Here is a 20507-nt window from a genome sequence, read left to right on the forward strand (position 1 = left end):
TGCCCGAGTTGGAAACATTCTGTAAAGAACCGGAAACATTTAAAGTCGCGGCGTGATAACTGAGCAACACGCTAACTAAGCGTGTGCCCTGTGTCTGGTTTCCGCCAAGATCTAACGCAGTCGCCCGCGCCCGCTTCAGCCGCCGATGCCGAGCAGCTCGATCTTGAACAACAGCGTCGCGCCGCCGGGGATCGGCCCCTTGCCGCGCGGGCCGTAGCCTAGGTCCGAGGGGACGGCGATTTCGATCGTGTCGCCGACGCCCATCAGCGGGACCGCGATCTGCCAGGCGCGGATCAGCCGGTCGAGCGGGAAGGTGGCGGGGCCGCGGCCATAGGAGCTGTCGAATTCGGTGCCGTCGATGAAGCTGCCGGCATAGTGGATCGTCACCTGGTCGGTCGCGCTCGGGTGTGTGCCCGCGCCGTCGCCCTTTACGCGCCGCCAGCGCAGCCCGCCCTCGGCGGAGTGCCACCCCTCGCCGCCCTTCAGGCTGGCCAGCGCCAGCATCTGGCGGTTCATCCACGCGGTGTCCTGCGAAGGATCGACGGCGGGGGCTTCCTGCGCGAACAGGGCAAGGGCGGCAAGGATCAACATGTCATTTCCCCAGGGCGCGGCCGGCGACCGCATCGAGCTTGGCAAGAAGGTTCGGATCGCGCGCGTGCGGCGCGGTGATCAGCGCCGTATCGAGGCAGGCGTCGATCGGCGAGGCGGGGCGCTCGGCAGGCAGCGCGCGCAGCAGGTGCATCACCATCGCGCGCGCCTTCGCCGCGTTGGCCGAAAGTTGCGCGATCACCTGCGCCACATCCACCGCCTCCTCGCCCTCGCGCCAGCAGTCATAATCGGTGACCATCCCGACCAGCGCATAGGGCAGCTCGGCCTCGCGCGCGAGCTTGGCCTCGGGCATCGCGGTCATCCCGATGATGTGGCAGCCCCAGCTGCGATAGAGATGGCTCTCTGCGCGCGTCGAGAATTGCGGCCCCTCCATCGCCAGATAGGTGCCGCCGACATGCGTCTGCGCGCCGCCCGCGCGCGCCGCGTCCGCCGCCAGCGCCGACAGCCGCGGGCACACCGGATCGGCCATCGAGACATGCGCGACCATGCCGCTTCCGAAAAAGCTCGACGCGCGGCCCTTGGTCCGGTCGATGAACTGGTCGGCGATGGTGAAGCTGCCCGGCGGGCGATCCTCGACGAGGCTGCCGACCGACGAGACCGCCAGAATGTCGGTGACGCCCAGCCGCTTGAGCACGTCGATATTGGCGCGGGCGTTCAGTTCCGACGGCCCGATCCGGTGGCCGCGACCATGGCGGGGCAGGAACACGACCCTGACCGGCCCGACCCAGCCGACGAAGCAATCGTCGGAGGGCGCCCCCCAGGGGCTTTCGCACGCGACCCATTCGCCATCCTCGATGCCGTCGACATCGTAGAGGCCCGAACCGCCGATAATCCCGATCGTCCAACCCGCCATGCGTGCCTCCCCCGCTCCCGTCGCCGCATAGAGCAAGATCGCCGCGCCCTCAAAGCCGTTCGGGGGATTATTTGCCCGCGTCCGCTTGATCTGGCCCCGGCGCACCCGAAATCGGCGCCTCCCTCTCGAAAGGCCCGACCATGGCGCACCGCATCCAGTTTTCCCGCACCGGCGGTCCCGAGGTCCTCGAATGGGTCGAGCAGGACGTACCCGCGCCGGGCCCGGGCGAAGTGCGCATCCGTACCGCTGCGATCGGGCTGAACTTCATCGATACCTATCACCGCTCGGGGCTTTATCCCGTGCCGCTGCCGAGCGGGCTGGGGATGGAGAGCGCGGGCGTGGTCACCGATGTCGGCGCCGGCGTCACCGGCTTTGCGCCCGGCGACCGGGTGGCGTCGTTCGGCCCCGCGATCGGCGCCTATGCAACCGAACGCAACCTGCCCGCCGACAGCCTGTTCCGCCTCCCCGATGCGATCGACGACGAGACCGCCGCCGCGGTGCTGCTCAAGGGGTTTACCGCCGAGTTCCTGGTCGAGCGCGCCGCGAAGGTGCAGCCGGGGTGGACCGTGCTGGTCCATGCCGCGGCGGGGGGCGTCGGCCAGTTGCTGGTGCAATGGCTCCACCATCTCGGCGCCACCGTCGTCGCCACCGTCGGCACCGAGGAGAAGGCCGCACGCGCACAGGCGGCGGGCGCGGCGCATGTCCTCCTCTCGCGCCGGGACGACATCGCCGCCCGGACGCGCGAGATCACCGGCGGCGCGGGCGTGCAGGCGGTGTTCGACGGCGTCGGCGCCGCGACCTGGCCGGCATCGCTGGCCGCCACCGCGCGGCGCGGACTGATTCTCAGCTATGGCAATGCCAGCGGGCCGGTGGAGGGTGTCGCGCTCGGCACGCTCAACCAGCATGGCTCGCTGTTCGTCACGCGGCCCAAGCTGTTCGACTATTATGTGACGCCCGAGGAGCGCGCCGCGGGATCGGCGCGGGTGTTCGAATTGGTCGCGTCCGGCGTGCTGCGCCCCGAGATCGGCCAGCGCTTTGCCCTGCAGGATGCCGCCGAGGCGCATCGCCGGCTGGAGGCGGGGCAGACCGAGGGATCGACGATCCTGCTGCCATGAGACCGGCGGGGGCGGCACACGCCACCGCCCCCCGCCGCCGCGTCAGAACACCAGCCGCAGCCCGCCGGTGATGATCCGCCCGGTGCTCGCATAGGTTTGCGACACCGGGTTCGCCGCATACATCGTGCGATATTGCGGGTTATTGGTCATGTTGCGCCCCTCGAGCGACAGCTTGGCGAAGTCGGTGAGGCTCAGCGCCAGCGCGAAGTCGATGTTGAGCGTGTCCTCGTTATAGCCGAAATCGCCGATCACGGGCGAGTTGCACGCCGCACCGGCATTGGTCGTCGTACCCACGCTGCACGTCCCGCTGGCGAGCGGGAAGCGGTTGACATAGCGTTTCCGGAACGAGCCCGAGACGCGGGCGGAGAACAGCTTGTCCTCATAATAGAGCGTCGCGTTGAATGCATCGGGCGAGGTGTTGAGGAACGGCCCCTCGGCATAGCTGTTCGCCGCGGTCGACGCCGTCCCGGTCTGCGCCGTGGCAAGCACCGTGCCCGTCAGATAGCTCAGCTTCGAATCGATATGCGTATAGTTGGCGGTGACGCCGAACCGGTTGAACGGCGCGGGCAGGAAGAAGAAGTCGCTCTGCAGATTGACTTCGAATCCCTTGATCGTGCCCCCCGGCGCGTCCTGGAACTGGCGGATGCCCCAGGTGCCGCCGGCCAGCGTATAGGCCTGGAGCGTCGGGCTGGTCATCGATGCGACGATCTGCTGGTAGATTGCCGGCTCGAACACGCTCGACAGTGGCGCCTCGCCCGCGATCTGCTGCGGGAAGCTGCCCAGATCCTTCTGGAACAGCGTCAGCCCGATCAGCCCGTTGTTGCGGAAGTATTTTTCGATGCTGACGTCGTAATTGGTCGCGCGGAACGGGTTGAGATAGGGATTGCCCACCGTCACCGTCGGCGCCGAGCCGTTGGTGGCGAGCCCGCTGGAGAAGGACGTGGTGCCAGGCGTCAGGCTGGCGAGCTGAGGCCGCGAAATCACCTCGGCGGCGGCGAAGCGCAGGATGGCGCCCTCGGCAAACTCCCAATTGGCGTTCATCGACGGCAGCCAGTCCCAATATTCGTTGTTGGCGGTCACGGGCACGCCCGCGACGCCGTCCGCGCCGCCGACATTGCCCGAACCCGCCACGCGCGTATTGGCGACGCGCAGCCCGACATTGCCGCGCAGCGGGCCACCGAGCAGGGTCATGTCGTAATCGACCTGGAAAAAGCCCGACAGGTCGCGTTCCGAAACCGCCGCGCGCTGCCGGCCATCGACCACTGCGCGGAAATCGCCCCATTTGTTGACGCAGTTGCAGTCGATGCCGAACTGGTTGACGAACTTGTCGAGGTCGGGGGCGTAGAAGCTGGTCGGCGTGCCCGCGGTGACATTGAGCCCCTGGCCGAAACCGACGGTCTGGCCCAGGTCGGTGATCGACAGCTTTGCCTCGGCCAGCGTCGGGTTGATAGCCTCGATCGCCTGGTTGCGGCGGCCCTGGTCGCCCGAATAGTCGAACTTCTTGTACGTGCCGCCGGCCCGCAGCGTCATGCCGTCGGTCGCCTCATAGGCGAAATTGAGCCGGCCGACGCGGAACTCGTTGCTGACGCTGTTGGTGAAATAGCGGATCGTCGACAGCCCCTTTACCAGCGACCAGTTGCTCGCATTGGCGACGTCGAAGCCGGGGGTGAATACCGGCATCTTGCCGCCGCCGCGCTCGTCGAAGACATAGCCGTTCTTGTCGATCGCGTTGAACTCGGCGAGCAGCCCCACCGCACTGAACTCGGACTTGGACCAGCCGGCGGTGGCGTCGATCTTGATCCGGTCGCCGATTTCCTGCGTCAGGTTGATCGTCGCCTGTTTGAAGGTCGTCGATCCATCCTGCGAATCGGTCGAACTGCGCCAGTCGACCCGGTCGAGCGCGAGATAATCGGCCTGGCCCGCGGCGTTGACATGCGCGCCGCGGATCACGGTGTTCGGGCGCCCGATCAGCTCGGTGTAATAGCCGGTCTGGTTCGCGGTCGCGACATAGCCGGGCGACGCGGCGTTGTTGTAATAATCGAACGGATTGAGGTTGTTCGGGTTCCGACTGTTGAGATAGCCCGGCAGGATGACGTCTCCGGTCAGCGTGCCGTCGCAATCGACGATCGCGCTGGGGACGCAGTTTGGATAGAGCGCGACGCGATCGGCATTGCCGTTGGTCGTACCGACCGCGCGCAGTCCTGCGCTGCCGGTCTGTGCCGCCCGCGTGTTGGTGCCGTTGCGGTTCAGCCCGATCGTGGTGATCGCGGCGGTCTCGCTATATTGGTCATATTTCGAATAGACGCCGTCGATGGTGATCTCGGTCCGGTCGGTCGGGCGCCACTGCGCGGTCGCGGTGAAGCCCAGCCGCTCATATTCGAGCTTCTGCCGCCCGATCGAGGGCAGCGCCGGGATGATCGTGGTCGGCTTCACCAGCGAATAAGCCGCGGGGTCCGATCCGAAGGTGGCGCCGGTGCCGCCGGGGCGCGCAAAGCCATAGGTGACCGGCGTGACGCCGTTCAGCTGCGAGTTGCGATAGGTATAGTCGAACGAGCCGATGTTGCGGCGATAGGCGTCGATCTGCTGCTCCTGCTTCTGGTACGCGCCAGAGACGAGGATGCCGAAAGTGTCGGTCACGCGGACCGAGGCGAGCCCGGTGACGCGCGGGTTCCAGGTCTTGCCATTCTCGCGATATTCGCCCTCGGCGCCCAGCGCGAAGCGATTGGTCTTGTAGCTGAGCGGGCGCCCGGTGGTGAGGTCGATGATCGCGCCCAGCGAGCCCTCGTCATTCTCCGCCGCGGTGGTCTTGGTGATCTTGACCCCGCCGAACAGTTCGGACGCGAAGGTGTTGAAATCGAACCCGCGCGAACGGTTGGCGCCCGAATCCGAATTGTTGCCGCCGGCGATGTTCAGCGCGTCTGCGCCGTTCAGCCGCACCGACTGGAAATCGCCGCCCAGCCCGCGCACGGTGATCGTCCGCCCCTCGCCATTGTCGCGATCGATCGAGATGCCCGGCAGGCGCTGGATCGATTCGGCCAGGTTGGCGTCGGGGAAATCGGCAATGTCCTCGGCGGTGATCGCGTCGACGATCTGGTTCGAATTGCGCTTGATGTTGAGCGCATTTTGCAGCGAGGCGCGGAAGCCGGTGACCACGATCTCGTCGGTCGCCGCTGCTTCCTGCGCCGAGTCGGCGTCGGTCTGGGCCTGCGCCTGCGCGACCGACGCGGTCAGCAGCGCGATCCCCAGCACGCCCAGCGCCGACGTTGCGCGCAGCCCGCGACCGGCGGCGGAACGACGCGCCGCGGCGCGCCCCGTCGAAGAAACCGTATGAAACATCGGAAAAAATCCTCCCCAGCCCAAAGTTCGGGCCAAGCCGGCACGGCACCTGGGAGAGAGGGCGGTAACCGCTTTCCGGAGCGTGCACGCACAGAGCGGCACCCCCTTTAAAGGCCATCCTTTCCCCTTCGCCCGCGGCTCTTCGTCCGCTCGGCACCCGCGTTTACCGCTTGGTTGCCACAATGTTTCCGCAATCTGCGAAGTTAGTCAACCGGTGTCATTTACGGTCGAAGGAAGCCGTTGGCGGTGGTGCAATCCTGCCACACCGCCCCCGCCGGGGGTCTCACTCCGCGCGCGGCGCGGCGACCGAGGCGCGGTGAATCAGTGTCGAATGGAATAAGGACGGTTCTTCAACCGCATGCCCGTCGCCGAAGAAATCCGCGAGCAGCTTGAGCGCCGCCGAGCGCCCCATCGAGATGATCGGCCAATGCACCGTGGTCAGCGGCGGCCAGATATGCGACGCGATCGCAGTATCGTCGAACCCGATGATCGACAGGTCGTCGGGCACGGTCATCCCCCGGCGCCGCGCGGCATGAAGCGTCGCCGCCGCCATCTCGTCATTCGATGCGAAGATCGCCGTGGGGCGCGGCGACAAGTCGAGCAGCCGGTCGGCGGCGGCCAGCCCGCTTTCGAACGTGTAATTGCCATCGGCGATCAGGCTGCGCGGCAGGCGGATGCCGGCCTCCGCCAGCGCCTGTTCGAACCCCTTGCGCCGCTCGCGCGCGGAGCGAAACCCATGCGGCCCGGCGATCAGCCCGATGCGGCGATGCCCCAGCGCGATCAGGTGGTTGACCGCCTGCACCACCACGTCGCAATCGTTCGAAGCGACGGTGTGCTCAGGCGTGTCGAGCGCGGTCGACCCCATCCGTACATAGCGACAGCCGACTTCCTGGCACAATTGCGCGATCATCTCATTCTCGGACACCGGCGGCAGGATCAGCACGCCGTAGAGCCGCTGGCGCTCGAGGAAATTGCGGACATCCGCGAGCATCGTCGACGAACCGCGATCGACCGGGCGGACGATCAGTTCGAATTCGGTATCGCGGATCGCCTCCAATATGCCCGCCTGGACGTTCATCACCATCTGGGCATTGGGGTTGTCGTGGATCAGCCCGAGCAGGAAATTGCGCCGCAATGCCAGCGCGCGCGCCTGGACATTGGGGACATAGCCGAGGTCGGCGATCACCGCCTCGACCTTGGCGCGGGTATCGGCGTTGAGCAGCGGCGATCGGTTGATCACCCGGCTGACGGTCTTTTTGGACACGCCGGCGAGGCGGGCGACATCGTTGATCGTGGGCTTGCCCTGGCGCTGCATCCTGCGAGCATAGTGGCTCGCGAGCCAAAGTGATACTGTCCTTGGGGACAGCGGCGTGCGACCTTGCATCCTTCTGGCATCCCGCTAAAAATACCCGCGGTAACCGGTAGCATAACCGGCATTTCACCCCGTGAGAGGCATGTCATGAAGCTTGGATACTCCTTCGCCCTGATCCTGGCCTGCACTGCGGCGCTCCCCGCAGCCGCGCAGAATGCCTTTCCCGGCGCCGTCGGCCCCGCCGCGCAGACGATGGGCGGACGCGGCGGCCAGATCGTACGCGTCACCAACCTTGACTCGGACGGCCCCGGCTCGCTCAAGGCGGCGCTGGAGACCAAGGGGCCGCGCATCGTCGTGTTCGAAGTCGGCGGGGTGATCGACCTGCGCCGGTCGGTGCTGGAGATCACCGAGCCCTATCTGACGATCGCGGGACAGACCGCGCCCTCGCCCGGGATCACGATCATTCGCGGCGGGATCGACCTGAAGACGCACGACGTGATCATGCGCCACATCCGCATCCGCACCGGCGCCGACGGCCAGCCCAAGCGCAGCGGGTGGGAGGCCGACGCCTTCTCCACCGTCGCCGCGCATGACGTGATCCTCGACCACAACAGCTTCAGTTGGGCAGTCGACGAGAACATGTCCGCATCAGGCCCGCGCTTCACCGGCAACAGCGTCGAGGAATGGCGCAAGGGTACCAGCTACAACATCACCTTCTCGAACAACCTCGCCGCCGAGGGGCTCGCCAATGCCAGCCACCCCAAGGGCGAGCATTCGAAGGGGTCGCTGGTGCATGACAACACCACCGGCATCGTTTTTTATCGCAATATCTGGGCGCATAATGTCGAGCGGCACCCGCTGGTGAAGGGCGGGGCGCAGGTGTTGATGGTCAACAACCTGATTTATAATCCCGGGCACCGGGCGGTGCATTATAATCTGATGGCGCTCGAATGGGCCGATCATCCCTATGTCACCGGCGAGATCACTGCGATCGGCAATGTCCTGCGCGGCGGCAACGATACCGATCCGGGGCTGTCGTTCCTGATGCTGGGCGGCGACGGCGACCTGGCCTATTATGGCCGCGACAATCGCGCGGTGGACCGGCATGGCGAGAAGCTGCCGATGTTCGGGCGCTATGGCGAGACCAGGGCGCGGCTGATCGAAGCCCCCAAGCCGCTGGCATCGATCGCGGGGATGGACATCCTGCCCTCGGCTGCGGTCGAGACGAACGTCCTCGCCACCGCCGGCGCCCGCCCGTGGGACCGCGACGCCGACGATATCCGCGTGCTGTTCTTCGTCGCGGAAGGGCGCGGCGACATCATCGACGACGAGAATGAAGTGAGCGCGTACCCCTCGTTCAAGCCGACCAAGGCGAAGTTCGTCGAGGCCGATTGGGACCTGGCGACGATGGAGCCCAAATCGGGGCGCTATCCGGGGCAGGCCGGGCCGGTGCAGGAGCATCTGAGCGACCGCGACGCCGCGATGCGCGGTGTGGGGAAGCAGTAGGGCGGCGCTGGCTTTCTCGCCTTCGTCATCCCGGCCTTGAGCCGGGACCCCGCTGACTTCTTTGCGAAGGTTGACAGAGCCAGCGGGACCCCGGCTCAAGGCCGGGGCGACGGAAACGGGGGGCTAACTCCCCGGCTGGATATACGGCACCCTCGCGAACAGCTCGCGTTCCCATTTGCGCGGATCATTCACTGCGCGGCTGGCGGCGTCGAACACCATCGTCGCGCGATCGGGCAGCCGATAGGCGGGCCATTCGGGCACGCCCTTCGCCACCGGCCTGCCGGTCCGCGCCAGCGCCGCAAACGCCGCCATCATTTGCCCGCTCAGCCGCTGGGCATCCGGCCCGGTGCCGGTGAACGATCCCTCCGCCGCCAGCGTGCCGAACGCCAGCGCGATGTCCATCGTGTGCGGGGCGCCGCGATTGGGCTGGGTCGGGGACTGGAAATCGACTTGATAGACCCAGGTGGCGTTCGCCCCCGCCGCTGCGCGGGCATCGGCCTCAATCACCTGGCCGCGCCAGCTCCGCCCGGCGGTGGTCGCGCGGTAGAAGATGTCGGCGGGCGCATCGTTCGGAAACTGCGCGCGATATTGCGCGACGACCCATTCGGGAAGGATGTCGACGCGCATGTCGGGGGCGATCTCGGCGGCGAGATTGTCCCAGGTCAGTGCCTTCACGCGTGCCGAATCGGGGGACACGAACGCCCGCGTCTCGTCGCGGGTGTTGCCCAGGATCATCGGGATCGCGTTGGATTGCGGGTTGGGATCGGGCCAGAACGGGTGGCGCACGAGCCATTTCATGTCGAGCACCGGCCCGAAATAGACGCCGCCGCCCAGCACCGGATCGGTCGCCGACAGCGCCTCGACCAGCCGCTCGACCGGCAATTCCAGCAGCGGGGCGAGGTTAGTCTCGCTGACCCCCAGCTTCGCCAGATAGGCGCGGGTGCGCAGCGTCGCATTCTGCGGTCCCGATGCCGTGACCTGCTGGCCGCTCATCGTCGCGGCGGAATGGAACAGCCCCTGCGCAGCGGGCATGCCCATCAGCGTCGCGATCTTGGCGCCACCGCCCGACTGGCCGAACACCATCACGCGATCGGGGTCGCCGCCGAACGCCGCGATGTTGCGCCGGACCCATTGCAGCGCGAGGATGAGGTCGAGCTGGCCCAGATTGCCGCTATCGGCAAAGCGCGGGTCCAGCCGCGCCAGATAGAGATAGCCGAGCGCGTTGAGCCGGTGGTTGACCGTCACCACCACGACATCCTCGCGCGCGGCCAGCGTCGCGCCGTCGTTCAGCGGATCGGTGACGCTGCCGTTCGAATAGGCGCCGCCATGGATATAGAGCATCACCGGACGCCGCGCGCGCGCGTCGGCGCCGGGGGTCCAGACGTTGAGGAACAGGCAATCCTCGGACTGGGGCGCGTACTTGCCCTTTTGCGGGGCGACCGGTCCAAAGCCGCGCGCCTCCATGCGCTCGCCCGGCGCGGAGACCGGAACGGGCGCGCGAAAACGTTCCGCGCGGGCGTAACGGATGCCGCGGAAACGCCGGATCGCGCCGTCGCTGTCGCCGGCATAGTCGCCATCGGGCGCGCGCACCGTTTCCGCCGTCGCAGCGCGTGCGCCGCCCGCTACCAGCAGCGCGGCGCCTGCGCCGATCAGCGTACGGCGGTCGATCTCACCGCCGGACATCCATCCCGCCCTCGGTAAAGGCCGCCAGATCGGCACGCGTGAACAGGCTGGCGTCACCCGGCAGCGAATGCTTGAGCGCGGTCATCGCCAGCCCCGCCTGCGCCGTCGCCTGCGCGTCGCCGCCCTCCAGCAGCCCGTGGAGCACGCCCGTCGCAAAGGCATCGCCCGCGCCCAGCCGGTCGACGATGCCCGCCACCAGCAGCTCGGGGGTCTGATAGCCCTCGGCGCGGGTATCGACGCGCGCGGCGATGCGGTGGCTGTCGGCGTCATCGACATGGCGCGCAGTCGAAGCGATGAGCTGGAGCTTGGGGAAGGCCGCGAACGCCGCCTCCGCCGCCTCGCGCCGCCGATCGGCGCCGTCGCCCGAAAAATGCGTGCCGAGCAGCAACGAGATGTCGCGATGGTTGCCGAACAGGACATCGGCATGGCCGATCAACTGCGTCAGCACGGTGCGCGGATCGCTGTCCCACGCCTCCCACAGCCGCGCGCGGTAATTGCCGTCGAACGACACCGGAATGCCCCGCGCGCCCGCCGCCTCGGCAGCGGCGATGGCCGCATCGGCGCTGTTGGGGCCGATCGCCGGGGTGATGCCGGAGAGATGGAGTCGCTGGCAGCCGTCGAGCGCCTTGTCCCAATCCCATGCCGCTGCGGGGCGATCGGCGAACACCGAATGCGCGCGGTCATAGACGACTTCGGACGCGCGCAGCCCCGCGCCTGGCTGGAGGAAATAGAGCCCCAGCCGCCCCGGCTCGGCGGCGATCGTCGAGGTGTCCACCCCGCGCCCGCGCAGCTCGCGGATCACGGCATGGCCAAGCTGGTTGTCGGCCACCGCGCTCACCATCCGCGCGGCATGGCCGAGGCACGCGAGCCCCGTCGCGACATTCGCCTCCGCCCCGCCGACATGGATCTGGAGCGCATTGGTCTGGAGCAGCAGCTCGCGCCCCGGCGGCGAGAGGCGCAGCATGACTTCGCCGAAGAACGCGATCGGGCGGCTATCGCTCATCGTGCCAGCCACCCGCCATCGACCGCGAGGATATGGCCCTGGACATAGTCCGACGCCGAGGATGCGAGGAACACCGCCGCCCCGCCCATATCGTCGGGCGAGCCCCAGCGCGCGGCGGGGATGCGTTCGAGGATCGAGCGGTTCCGCGCCGCGTCGGCCTGGAGCGCGGCGGTGTTGTTGGTGGCGATATAGCCGGGGGCGATCGCGTTGACGTTGATCCCCTTGGCCGCCCATTCGTTCGCGAGCAGCTTGGTGATCCCGCCGATCCCCGATTTGGACGCGGTATAGCTGGGCACGCGGATGCCGCCCTGGAAGGTCAGCATCGACGCGATGTTGATGATCTTGCCGCGCCCTTGCGGGATCATCTTCCGCGCCGCGGCCTGGCACAGGAAGAACACCGATTTGAGGTTGGTATCGACCACCGCGTCCCAATCCTCCTCGGTAAAGTCGAGGCTGTCGTTGCGGCGGATGATGCCGGCATTGTTGACCAGGATGTCGAGCCCGCCGAGCTTTTCCACAGCTTCGTCCACGATTCTGTCCACAGGCTCGATGGTCGACAGATCGGCGGAGATGATCTCCGCGCGGCGGCCCAGCGCGCGCGCCTTCTCCACGGTCTCCTGCGCGGGCGAGCGGCCCACTGCGGCGATATCGGCGCCCGCCGCGGCCAGCGCCAGCGCGATGCCCTGGCCGATGCCGGTATTGGCGCCGGTGACGACCGCGACGCGGCCCGTGAGATCGAAGGGATTCTGCATAACTTCTCCCGCGCTCTCCCCGCGCGCTCCCCTTCCGCTTGCGGGAGGGGTCGGGGGAGGGCCTGAAACCATTGGTGCGGTACTGCCCCTCCCCCTGCCCCTCCCGCAAGCGGAAGGGGAGCGCAGAAGGCGAGCGGCAGTCTGCCTTACGACCTTACGCCAGCTGGCAAATATCCAGCACGTTCATGTCGGTATAATCCTGGTTCTCGCCCGCCATCGCCCAGATGAACGCATAGGCCTTGGTCCCCGAGCCCATGTGGATCGACCAGGGCGGGCTGATCACCGCTTCCTCATTGCCCATCACGATATGGCGCATCGCCTCGCCTTCGCCCATGTAGTGGAAGACGCGGTCGTTCGGGCCGTCGAGCTCGAAGTAGAAGTAGATTTCGCTGCGACGCTCATGGATGTGCGGGGGCATGGTGTTCCACACGCTGCCCGGCTTGAGCACGGTCAGCCCCATCACCAGCTGCGCGCTGTCGCAGATGCCCGGGATGACCATCTGATAGATGGTCCGCTCGTTCGATTCCTCCAGGCTGCCGCGCTCCAGCGTGGTGGCGTCGGCGACCGAGATCACGCGCGTGGTGAACGCCTTGTGCGCAGGGCACGACGCCAGATAGAAACGCGCGCCGGCACCCGAAAACTGCACGTCCTTCGCGCCCATCGTCACGTACAGGCAATCCTTGTTGCCCAGCGTGAAGGCCTCGCCATCGACGGTCACGACGCCTTCGACGCTGCTCACATTGACCACCGCCAGCTCGCGGCGCTCGAGGAACGGGTGGCCCGCAGCCGATGCCGGCTCGGTCTGGTCGGGCAGCTTGACCGGCGCGGCACCCACCGCAACCCCGCCGATCACGAAGCGATCGGCATGGGTATAGTTGAGCGCGCACTCGCCCTCACGGAACAGCCCGTCGATCAGATAGCGATCGCGCAGTTCCTCGTTCGAGACGCACTCCATCATGTCGGGGTGGGTGGCGTAATAGGTCCGATCGAACATCACAGGCTCCGTGGATTTGAGTCAGGCAGCGGCGGCGACGGGGGTCGGCGCCGGGGTATCGAGCTTATAGGCGCGCTTCACGAGTCCATTGGTCAGCTCATAGGCTAGCTCGGCGGCTTCCCAGTCGAGCAGCCGCCCATCGGTGACGAGCCGCGCGAGGAAATCGCAGTCGATGCGCCGCGCGACATCGTGCCGCGCGGGGATCGACAGGAAGGCGCGGGTATCGTCGTTGAAGCCGACGGTGTTGTAGAAGCCGGCGGTCTCGGTCACCTGCTCGCGGAAGCGGCGCATCCCCTCCGGGCTGTCGTGGAACCACCAGCTCGGGCCGAGCTTGAGGCACGGATAATGCCCCGCCAGCGGCGCCAGCTCGCGCGCATAGACGGTCTCGTCGAGCGTGAAGAGGATGATCGACAGGCTGGTGCTCGTCCCGAACCGGTCGAGCAGCGGCTTGAGCGCATGGACATAGTCGGTGCGCATCGGAATGTCCGCACCCTTGTCGCGGCCATGGCTGGCGAACAGCCCGCCATTATGGTTGCGGAAAGAGCCGGGATGGATCTGCATCACCATGCCGTCGTCCGCCGACATCGCCGCCATCTCGGTCAGCATCTGCGCGCGGAACAGCTCGGCATCCTGCGGGGTCCAGCGGTCCGAGAGGATCGTGCGGAACAGCCGCTCGGCCTCGTCGTGCGACAGGTTGGCGGTCTGCGCGGTCGGGTGGCCGTGATCGGTCGCGGTCGCCCCCGCCGCGCGGAAATCGGCGCGGCGCTTGCGGTGCGCCGCCAGATAGCCGTCCCAGCTATACACGTCCTCGCCGGTCTTCTCGGCGAAGACCTTCATCGCGCCGGCGAACTGCTCATGCTCGACATCGATCACCGCATCGGGGCGATAGGTCGTGACGACGCGCCCCTGCCAGCCCGAGGCGTGGATCGCGTGATGCGGCGACAAATCGTCCTGCGGCCCCTCGGTCGTCGCGAGGAAATCGATGTTGAAGCGATCGAACAGCGCGCGCGGGCGAAAGGCGTCGCTCGCGAGCTTTTCGTTGATCGTGTCGTAATAGAAATCGGCGGTGCTGCTCTCCAGCGCGACGTCGAACCCGAACACTTCGCCAAAGACATGGCCGAGCCACATCGACGAGGGCGTGCCGCGGAACAGGTACATATGCTCGGCAAAGATACGCCACGCCTTGCGCGGATCGGTGGCGGGCACGCCCGCCTTGCTCGGCACGCACAGATCGTCGAGCGCGACACCCTGCGAATAGAGCATCCGGTACAGATAATGGTCGGGCGCGAGCAGCAATTCGGTGGCGTTCGACCAGTTGGCGTTGGTCGAGAACCAGGTCGGGTCGGTATGGCCATGCGGGCTGACGATCGGCAGGCCCGCGACCTCCCGGTACAGCGTCCGCGCGACGGCGCGCGTGCGCTCGTCGGCGGAAAACAGGCGGTCGGGATCGAGCTTCAGCGGCTTGGTCATGACAGTCTCACTGCTTCTGCGTGCGAATGAAGAGGTTCGCCACGATCGCCAGCGCCACGACCGCGGCGCAGGCGAGCAGCATCGCATAATAGCTGCCCGGCTCGAAGCAAGGCGAGGTTGCGCCCATCCATACCGGGATGCACCCCTCCGCCGCCTTTTTGCCCGAGGCGAGGAAGATCACCACCCCGACCAGCCCGGCGAAGACCGACACGATCACGGCCCAGGGCGTCGACACGCGGAAGCGCTCGACTCTCGCCAGCCGCGGCGACAGCAGATGGACCGACAGCAGCGCGAGGAAATAGGCCGCGCCCGCCGCGATGAACATCGGCGCATAGCTGCCCACGCGATCGAGCACGTCGCCCGAATATTTCGAGAACAACGCGCCCCCGATCGCGCCCAGCGTGCCGCCGATCCCGATCACCGCCCCCACCGCGAAGCGGGGGAAGGTGTCCGACGGCAGCGTATAGAGGTTCGCCGAAAACCCCTGATGCGCCGCCGCGGCGATTCCGATGATCAGCACGCTCAGCCACAGGCTGGGCACCGAGGTCGCGAACACCACCGGCAGCACGAAGAAGGCGCAGATCAGCATCGTCAGCTTGCGCGCCCGATTGACCGTCATCCCCGCCTTCATCAGCCGCCCCGACAGCCAGCCGCCGGCGACGCTGCCGACATCGGAAATCAGGTAGATCGCACCCAGCGCCAGCGCCGCGGTGGGGGTCGACCAGGTCTTGAGGTCGAGGCCATATTGCGCGCCGAGATAGCCGGGCAGCCAGAACAGATAGAACCACCAGATCGGATCGATGAAGAACTTGCCGAGCGCGAATGCCCAGGTCTCGCGCGTCGCGAGCAGGCGCAGCCACAGCCCCGGGGTCTTCATGTCGGGATCGGCCGGGTCCTGGGTGATGTGCGCCAGTTCCGGCGCACCCACGCGCGAATGGCTTGCCGGATTGTCGCGATAGATCGCCAGCCAGGCGACCAGCCAGATCAGCCCGAACACGCCGGTCAGGATGAAGGTCATCCGCCAGCCGACCGCCGGCACCAGCAGGAAGCAGAGCAGCGGCGCGGCGATCGCGCCGACATTCGATCCGGCGTTGAACACGCCGACTGCAAAGGCGCGCTCCTTTTGCGGGAACCATGTCGCCACCGCCTTGACGCCCGCGGGAAAATTGCCCGATTCGCCAATGCCCAGCCCGAACCGGGCAATCGCGAACTGCGTGACGCTGTACGCGCCGCCATGCGCGACATGCGCGATCGTCCAGATCACCACCGCAACCGAATAGCCGATTCGCGCGCCGATCACATCGACGACCTTGCCGAAACCGAGATAGCCGACCGCATAGGCGACCTGGAACCACACGACGATGTCGGCATAGGTCCGCTCGTCCATGCCGAGCGCGGGATCGCTCATCATCGTCGGCTTGAGCAGCCCGATCATCTGGCGATCGATATAGTTGATCGCAGTCGCGGCGAACAACAGCGCCACGATCATCCAACGGTATCGCCCTATGCGATCCGCCGCACTGGCGATGATCGCCTCACTCGATGCCGTCATCTGCCTCTCCCTCACTCTTCTCGTTCCGGGTCTTCGCCAGCGGTCGCTCGCCCGATCAGTCCCGCCGTCCGCCGACGATACGGCACTGGACCCGCATCGTATCGCCGAAACGGGCCTCCACCAGCGCGCCGGGGCGCACTTCGTGGACGCCCGTCACGGCGCCGGTCGAAATCCACTGGCCCGCCGCCAGCGGAAGCCGCCGCGTCGCGGCAAGCTCGAACAGGAAGCGCACCGCGCCGAACGGCCCGTCGAGCATGTTGCGGGCAAGACCCTCGCCCGCAACCGCCCCATCGATTGTTAGCGCTACCGGCCAGCTAAGGAAATCCTCATTCCGAAGCACTTGCGCGCCGACGACCAGTCCGTTGTTGTTGCCGAAATCGGAAATGGTGACCGCCGGGCCATGCGTGTTGATCCCGACAAAGGGCGAGCTGGCGACTTCGATGCCCACGCGGACCTCGTCGACAAACCCGGCGACCTCGTCATTCGTCCATGCACGGTCGAACGACTCGGGCAGATGCCCGATCCGGAGCAGATATTCGGCCTCTGCCGCGGCAAAGCCGTCGCCGAACACCGGCATTTCGGGGACGTCGCCGGGGGCGGTATCGACGACGCTTCCCGCGAAGATCGGCCCGGCGAGCCGGTTATTGCCATAGGTGCCGACCAGCGGATCGGGGATCCGCCCGACTTTCCACCCCAGGATCGGCGCATCGAACAGCCCGATCGCATGCTCCTGGATGCGATAGGCGTCGTCGAGCGACTGGGGCAGCGCACCCGGATATTCGGTCAAGCCGGTGCCCGCGCGGCGGGCATGGACAAATGCCCGGGCAATATCGGCGACAGCAATCTGGGCGCTCATCGGCTTCCCTTCCCCTTCGTAAATCTGGTCATGGATGGCATCTGGATCGCACGAACGCCGCGCGGCGGATCGCCCGCGACAACCGGTCGCGGCGATCGAAGCAGGGCATGGGCTTGCGCATTCTTGGGAACCATCACTCACTCGTCGGCGGCGGCGCCGCCTTGTCTCAGTCTTTCGCGATCCTGGAGCGAGCCTCGCGGCAGCCATGTCGCCGTCCTGGCCGGATGCGATCTGGGCCGCCGACATCGCTTTCGCGACGCACGGACGGCGCGCCCTCTCCAAATGCCTCTCCCCCGGTTGCCCCGGGTTGGCGAGCCCCAATATGCTACCGGTGTCAAATCCCGGCGTCAATCCGCTTCGCGGGCGTTGACAAGGGGCTCGAGCGTCGATAGCTCTTACCTGACACCGGTTACCAGCAGACCGGGAGAACGAGTCGCCACAGAGCGTCCGTTCGGGGGAGGCCAAGAATGTTGGTACGCTTATCAGCCTCCTTATTCGCGTCCGATGGTGTGCAGCAGTGCGCGCGTCGGACCTACCGCCATTCGCGGCGTTCATGGAGGATGACATGCGCTCTTCGGTTTCCGTTCCCGTAAAATCCCTGGCCCGCGTCGCGGGCGGCACGTCGATGGCCGCGCTCGCGCTGGGCCTGTTGCTGCCCGCAACTGCCCATGCCCAGGATACCCCGGCCCCCGCCGCCGAAGCCGCGATCGATCCGGACGCGCCCGCCGACGAGATCGTGGTCACCGGTTTCCGCCAGTCGCTCCAGGCGGCGCTCAACGTCAAGCGCGGCTCGGTGTCGTCGGTCGACGCGATCGTCGCCGAAGACATCGCCAAATTCCCCGACCAGAACCTGGCCGAATCGCTCCAGCGCATCCCCGGCATCTCGATCCAGCGCGACGGCGGCGAAGGGCGTTCGATCACCGTCCGCGGTCTCGGCGCGCAGTTCACGCGCGTCCGCGTCAACGGAATGGAGACGATCGCCACGTCGAACGACGGCGCCGCCGCCAATCGCGAGCGCGCGTTCGATTTCAATGTCTTCGCCTCCGAACTGTTCAGCTCGATCGTCGTCCACAAGACCGCGGAGGCGTCGCTCGACGAAGGCTCGCTGGGCGCGGTGGTCGATCTCAACACCGGCAATCCGCTGGGCGGCAAGACCGGGCTGACGCTGGTCGGCTCGGGGCTCGCCAATTATAACGACCTGGCCAAGAGCTGGGGCCCGCGCCTCGCCGGGCTGGTCGCGTGGAAATCGCCCTCGGGCAAGTTCGGCGTCGCCGCGTCGGCCGCCTATTCGAAGCTCGACACGCTCGAGCTGGGCAACAACACGGTGCGCTGGGCACAGGCTCGGTTCGATTCGGTCAACGGCACGCCGTGCTTCTACAACAGCGCGACGGGCACGACGCCGGTCGCCAATACCGGCGGCGTATATCGCTCCAGCGCCGGTTGCGACGCGGCCGCACTCGCCTTCCACCCGCGCATCCCGCGCTATGGCGAAGTCAGCCTCGGCCGCGAGCGGATCGGCATCACCGGCAGCATCCAATGGGCGCCCTCCGACGCGACCAAGATCTCGATCGACGGCCTCTATTCGAAGTTCGACCAGACCCGCAGCGAGCGCTGGGGCGAAGTGCTGCTGCGCTCGAACGAACGCTCTATCGACGTCAGCAACTATGTAATCGACGCCAACAAGAATCTGGTCAAGGCGACGCTCAACGACGCCTGGGTCCGCACCGAGCGCTTCTACCGCGAATCGAGCACCAAATTCTATCAGCTCGGCGGCAGCTGGGATCAGGATCTGGGCGACAACTTCCGCTTCACCCTGATGGGCGGCTTCTCGCAATCGAACGCCGACGTCCCGGTCGAATCGACGATGATCTTCGACGATCGCGATGCGCAGGGCTATAGCTACGACTATACCGACATGCGCTCGCCGGTGCTCAAGTTCGGCACGTCGGTCACCGATCCGGCGAACTTTCAGCTCGCCGAAATCCGCGACGCGCCCAACTATGTCCACAACAAGTTCCGCACCGCGCAGCTGCGCACCGAATGGGACGTGACCGAGGATTTCACGGTCAAGGCAGGCGGCGTCTATCGCCGGTTCGAGTTCAAGAACTTCTCCTCCAACCGCAGCACCGTGGTCTGCCCGACCAAGACGACCGCAGCGCCGGACGTCGTGCTCGGCACGATCACCTGCTCGGCCTCTTCGGTGTTCGGGCCGACCGCGGTCTATGGCTTCCCGGTGACCGCGGCGCTCTCCGAGCTGTTCACCCTCGGCAATGCGGGCCAGCCCGCGGGCAACACCAATAGCTGGATCATCCCCAACCTTGCCGCGGCCGCGGACTTTACCAAGCTGTACCAGCGCACCGCGGTCGCCGACCTCACCTCGGATCGCGGCGTCATTGAGGAGGTTAGCGGCGGCTATCTCCAGTTCGACGCCAAGGGCGATCTGGGCGGCAGCTGGCGCTATGCGCTGAATGCCGGCATCCGCTATGTCCGCACCGACCAGAGCTCGACCGGCTACAACAGCGGTACGCTCGTCAACATCAAGCGCGACTATGAGGATTTCCTGCCGGCCGTGAACTTCGCGCTGTACCCGAATGACGACCTGATCCTGCGCGCGGCCGTGTCGAAGGTCGTCACCCGGCCGACGCTCGCGCTGCTGACCCCGGGCGGTTCGGTCGACGGGTTCAACTACCGGATCAGCTTCGGCAACCCGCAGCTCGATCCCTATCGCGCCACTGCCTATGACCTTGGGCTGGAATATTATTTCGCGCCGCAGTCGATCTTCTCGGTCGCGCTGTTCAAGAAGGAAATCTCCAGCTTCCCGGTGTCGCAGTCGATCCAGGGCACCTATGCCTCGACCGGGCTGCCGCTGTCGCTGATCGCGCCCAGCGCCCCCGCCTTCTCCAATCCGGAGGGTCAGCTCTGGACGATCAACACCCAGGTCAACGGCACCGGCGCGAACCTGAAGGGGATCGAAATCTCGCTCCAGGCGCCGTTCCGCTTCCTGCCGGGATTCCTCAGCAACTTTGGCGGGATCATCAACGGCACGCTGGTCGATTCGGATGCCGATTATACGGTCAATCTGCCCGCCACCACGCCCGGCGGCGGCAACGTCGCGGCGGTGCGCACCAACACGCTGTACCAACTTTCCAAGCGCGCGGTGAACGGCACGCTCTATTATGAGGACGCCAAATTCTCGGCACGCGGCTCGGTCAGCTATCGCAGCCCGTTCGTCGAGGCGAGCAGCGCGACAGGCAATGTGTTCGAAGGCTATAACGATGCGATCAACGTCGATGCATCGGTCCGCTACAAGCTGACGCCGCAGATCGAGCTGTCGATCGAGGGCATCAACCTGACCGACGCCTATCGCGACCGCTATGTCGATCAGGCCACCGACCGCAATTATGAGTATAATCACTTCGGCCGCACGCTGCTGATCGGCGCGCGCTTCAAGCTCTAGTCGACTCCC

Annotated in this window: 13 protein-coding genes and 1 pseudogene; 3 read left to right on the forward strand and 11 right to left on the reverse strand. The window is 66.7% G+C overall.

The annotated features are described in order from the left end of the window. Positions 1-135: 135 nt before the first annotated feature. Together TS85_RS17555 and mtnP are read right to left on the reverse strand one after the other, a co-directional pair. On the reverse strand, positions 136-591 hold the full coding sequence (locus TS85_RS17555; protein ID WP_044336540.1) for an FKBP-type peptidyl-prolyl cis-trans isomerase: 456 nt from the start codon (positions 589-591) through the stop codon (positions 136-138). 1 nt (position 592) lies between these two features. Continuing rightward, positions 593-1462, reverse strand: a complete 870-nt coding sequence (gene mtnP, locus TS85_RS17560; RefSeq protein WP_044336543.1) for an S-methyl-5'-thioadenosine phosphorylase — start codon at positions 1460-1462, stop codon at positions 593-595. Between the two features lie 140 nt (positions 1463-1602). Between mtnP and TS85_RS17565 the strand changes: the two genes are divergently transcribed. Continuing rightward, complete coding sequence (locus TS85_RS17565; RefSeq protein WP_044333930.1) at positions 1603-2577, forward strand: quinone oxidoreductase family protein; 975 nt, start codon at positions 1603-1605, stop codon at positions 2575-2577. A 42-nt stretch (positions 2578-2619) separates the two neighbouring features. Here TS85_RS17565 and TS85_RS17570 read toward each other — a convergent pair whose 3' ends face one another. Further along, positions 2620-5913: a TonB-dependent receptor domain-containing protein gene (locus tag TS85_RS17570; protein WP_044333932.1), complete on the reverse strand. Its 3294-nt coding sequence runs from the start codon at positions 5911-5913 to the stop codon at positions 2620-2622. A gap of 283 nt (positions 5914-6196) precedes the next feature. Then, positions 6197-7228, reverse strand: coding sequence for a LacI family DNA-binding transcriptional regulator (locus TS85_RS17575; protein WP_044333934.1), 1032 nt, complete (start codon positions 7226-7228; stop codon positions 6197-6199). A 144-nt stretch (positions 7229-7372) separates the two neighbouring features. Between TS85_RS17575 and TS85_RS17580 the strand changes: the two genes are divergently transcribed. Beyond that, the gene (locus TS85_RS17580; RefSeq protein ID WP_044333936.1) at positions 7373-8731 is read left to right on the forward strand and encodes a pectate lyase family protein; all 1359 of its coding nucleotides are present in this window, start codon (positions 7373-7375) and stop codon (positions 8729-8731) included. Between the two features lie 123 nt (positions 8732-8854). Here TS85_RS17580 and TS85_RS17585 read toward each other — a convergent pair whose 3' ends face one another. The 7 genes and pseudogenes from TS85_RS17585 to TS85_RS17615 all read right to left on the reverse strand — a co-directional run bounded on the left by TS85_RS17585 (position 8855) and on the right by TS85_RS17615 (position 17041). Beyond that, positions 8855-10414, reverse strand: a complete 1560-nt coding sequence (locus TS85_RS17585) for a carboxylesterase/lipase family protein (RefSeq protein ID WP_044333938.1) — start codon at positions 10412-10414, stop codon at positions 8855-8857. Beyond that, positions 10401-11417 (reverse strand): sugar kinase, encoded by a 1017-nt coding sequence (locus TS85_RS17590; protein WP_044333940.1) that lies wholly within the window; start codon positions 11415-11417, stop codon positions 10401-10403. The genes TS85_RS17585 and TS85_RS17590 overlap by 14 nt, the downstream gene beginning before the upstream one ends. After that, a complete protein-coding gene (kduD, locus tag TS85_RS17595) occupies positions 11414-12169 on the reverse strand; it encodes a 2-dehydro-3-deoxy-D-gluconate 5-dehydrogenase KduD (protein WP_044333941.1) in 756 nt (251 codons plus the stop codon). Before kduD ends, TS85_RS17590 begins: the two co-directional genes overlap by 4 nt. Before the next feature lie 154 nt (positions 12170-12323). Further along, positions 12324-13163 (reverse strand): 5-dehydro-4-deoxy-D-glucuronate isomerase, encoded by an 840-nt coding sequence (gene kduI, locus TS85_RS17600; RefSeq protein WP_044333943.1) that lies wholly within the window; start codon positions 13161-13163, stop codon positions 12324-12326. Positions 13164-13184: 21 nt separating this feature from the next. Continuing rightward, on the reverse strand, positions 13185-14633 hold the full coding sequence (uxaC, locus tag TS85_RS17605) for a glucuronate isomerase (protein WP_044333945.1): 1449 nt from the start codon (positions 14631-14633) through the stop codon (positions 13185-13187). 244 nt (positions 14634-14877) lie between these two features. Beyond that, positions 14878-16185: pseudogene (locus tag TS85_RS17610) on the reverse strand (MFS transporter); the annotation flags it as partial. A gap of 55 nt (positions 16186-16240) precedes the next feature. Then, a complete protein-coding gene (locus tag TS85_RS17615) occupies positions 16241-17041 on the reverse strand; it encodes a 2-keto-4-pentenoate hydratase (RefSeq protein WP_044333947.1) in 801 nt (266 codons plus the stop codon). Positions 17042-17606: 565 nt separating this feature from the next. On the opposite strand from TS85_RS17615, the gene TS85_RS17620 reads away from it, so the two are divergent. Further along, on the forward strand, positions 17607-20498 hold the full coding sequence (locus TS85_RS17620) for a TonB-dependent receptor (protein WP_077228868.1): 2892 nt from the start codon (positions 17607-17609) through the stop codon (positions 20496-20498). Positions 20499-20507 lie beyond the last annotated feature (9 nt).

It is taken from the genome of Sphingomonas hengshuiensis, assembly GCF_000935025.1.
Lineage (GTDB): Bacteria > Pseudomonadota > Alphaproteobacteria > Sphingomonadales > Sphingomonadaceae > Sphingomonas > Sphingomonas hengshuiensis.

Coding starts and splice junctions, on each gene's coding strand:
- TS85_RS17555 (WP_044336540.1), bottom strand. CDS start 591: ATGTTGATCCTTGCCGCCCTTGCCCTGTTCGCGCAGGAAGCCCCCGCC.
- mtnP (WP_044336543.1), bottom strand. CDS start 1,462: ATGGCGGGTTGGACGATCGGGATTATCGGCGGTTCGGGCCTCTACGAT.
- TS85_RS17565 (WP_044333930.1), top strand. CDS start 1,603: ATGGCGCACCGCATCCAGTTTTCCCGCACCGGCGGTCCCGAGGTCCTC.
- TS85_RS17570 (WP_044333932.1), bottom strand. CDS start 5,913: ATGTTTCATACGGTTTCTTCGACGGGGCGCGCCGCGGCGCGTCGTTCC.
- TS85_RS17575 (WP_044333934.1), bottom strand. CDS start 7,228: ATGCAGCGCCAGGGCAAGCCCACGATCAACGATGTCGCCCGCCTCGCC.
- TS85_RS17580 (WP_044333936.1), top strand. CDS start 7,373: ATGAAGCTTGGATACTCCTTCGCCCTGATCCTGGCCTGCACTGCGGCG.
- TS85_RS17585 (WP_044333938.1), bottom strand. CDS start 10,414: ATGTCCGGCGGTGAGATCGACCGCCGTACGCTGATCGGCGCAGGCGCC.
- TS85_RS17590 (WP_044333940.1), bottom strand. CDS start 11,417: ATGAGCGATAGCCGCCCGATCGCGTTCTTCGGCGAAGTCATGCTGCGC.
- kduD (WP_044333941.1), bottom strand. CDS start 12,169: ATGCAGAATCCCTTCGATCTCACGGGCCGCGTCGCGGTCGTCACCGGC.
- kduI (WP_044333943.1), bottom strand. CDS start 13,163: ATGTTCGATCGGACCTATTACGCCACCCACCCCGACATGATGGAGTGC.
- uxaC (WP_044333945.1), bottom strand. CDS start 14,633: ATGACCAAGCCGCTGAAGCTCGATCCCGACCGCCTGTTTTCCGCCGAC.
- TS85_RS17615 (WP_044333947.1), bottom strand. CDS start 17,041: ATGAGCGCCCAGATTGCTGTCGCCGATATTGCCCGGGCATTTGTCCAT.
- TS85_RS17620 (WP_077228868.1), top strand. CDS start 17,607: ATGCGCTCTTCGGTTTCCGTTCCCGTAAAATCCCTGGCCCGCGTCGCG.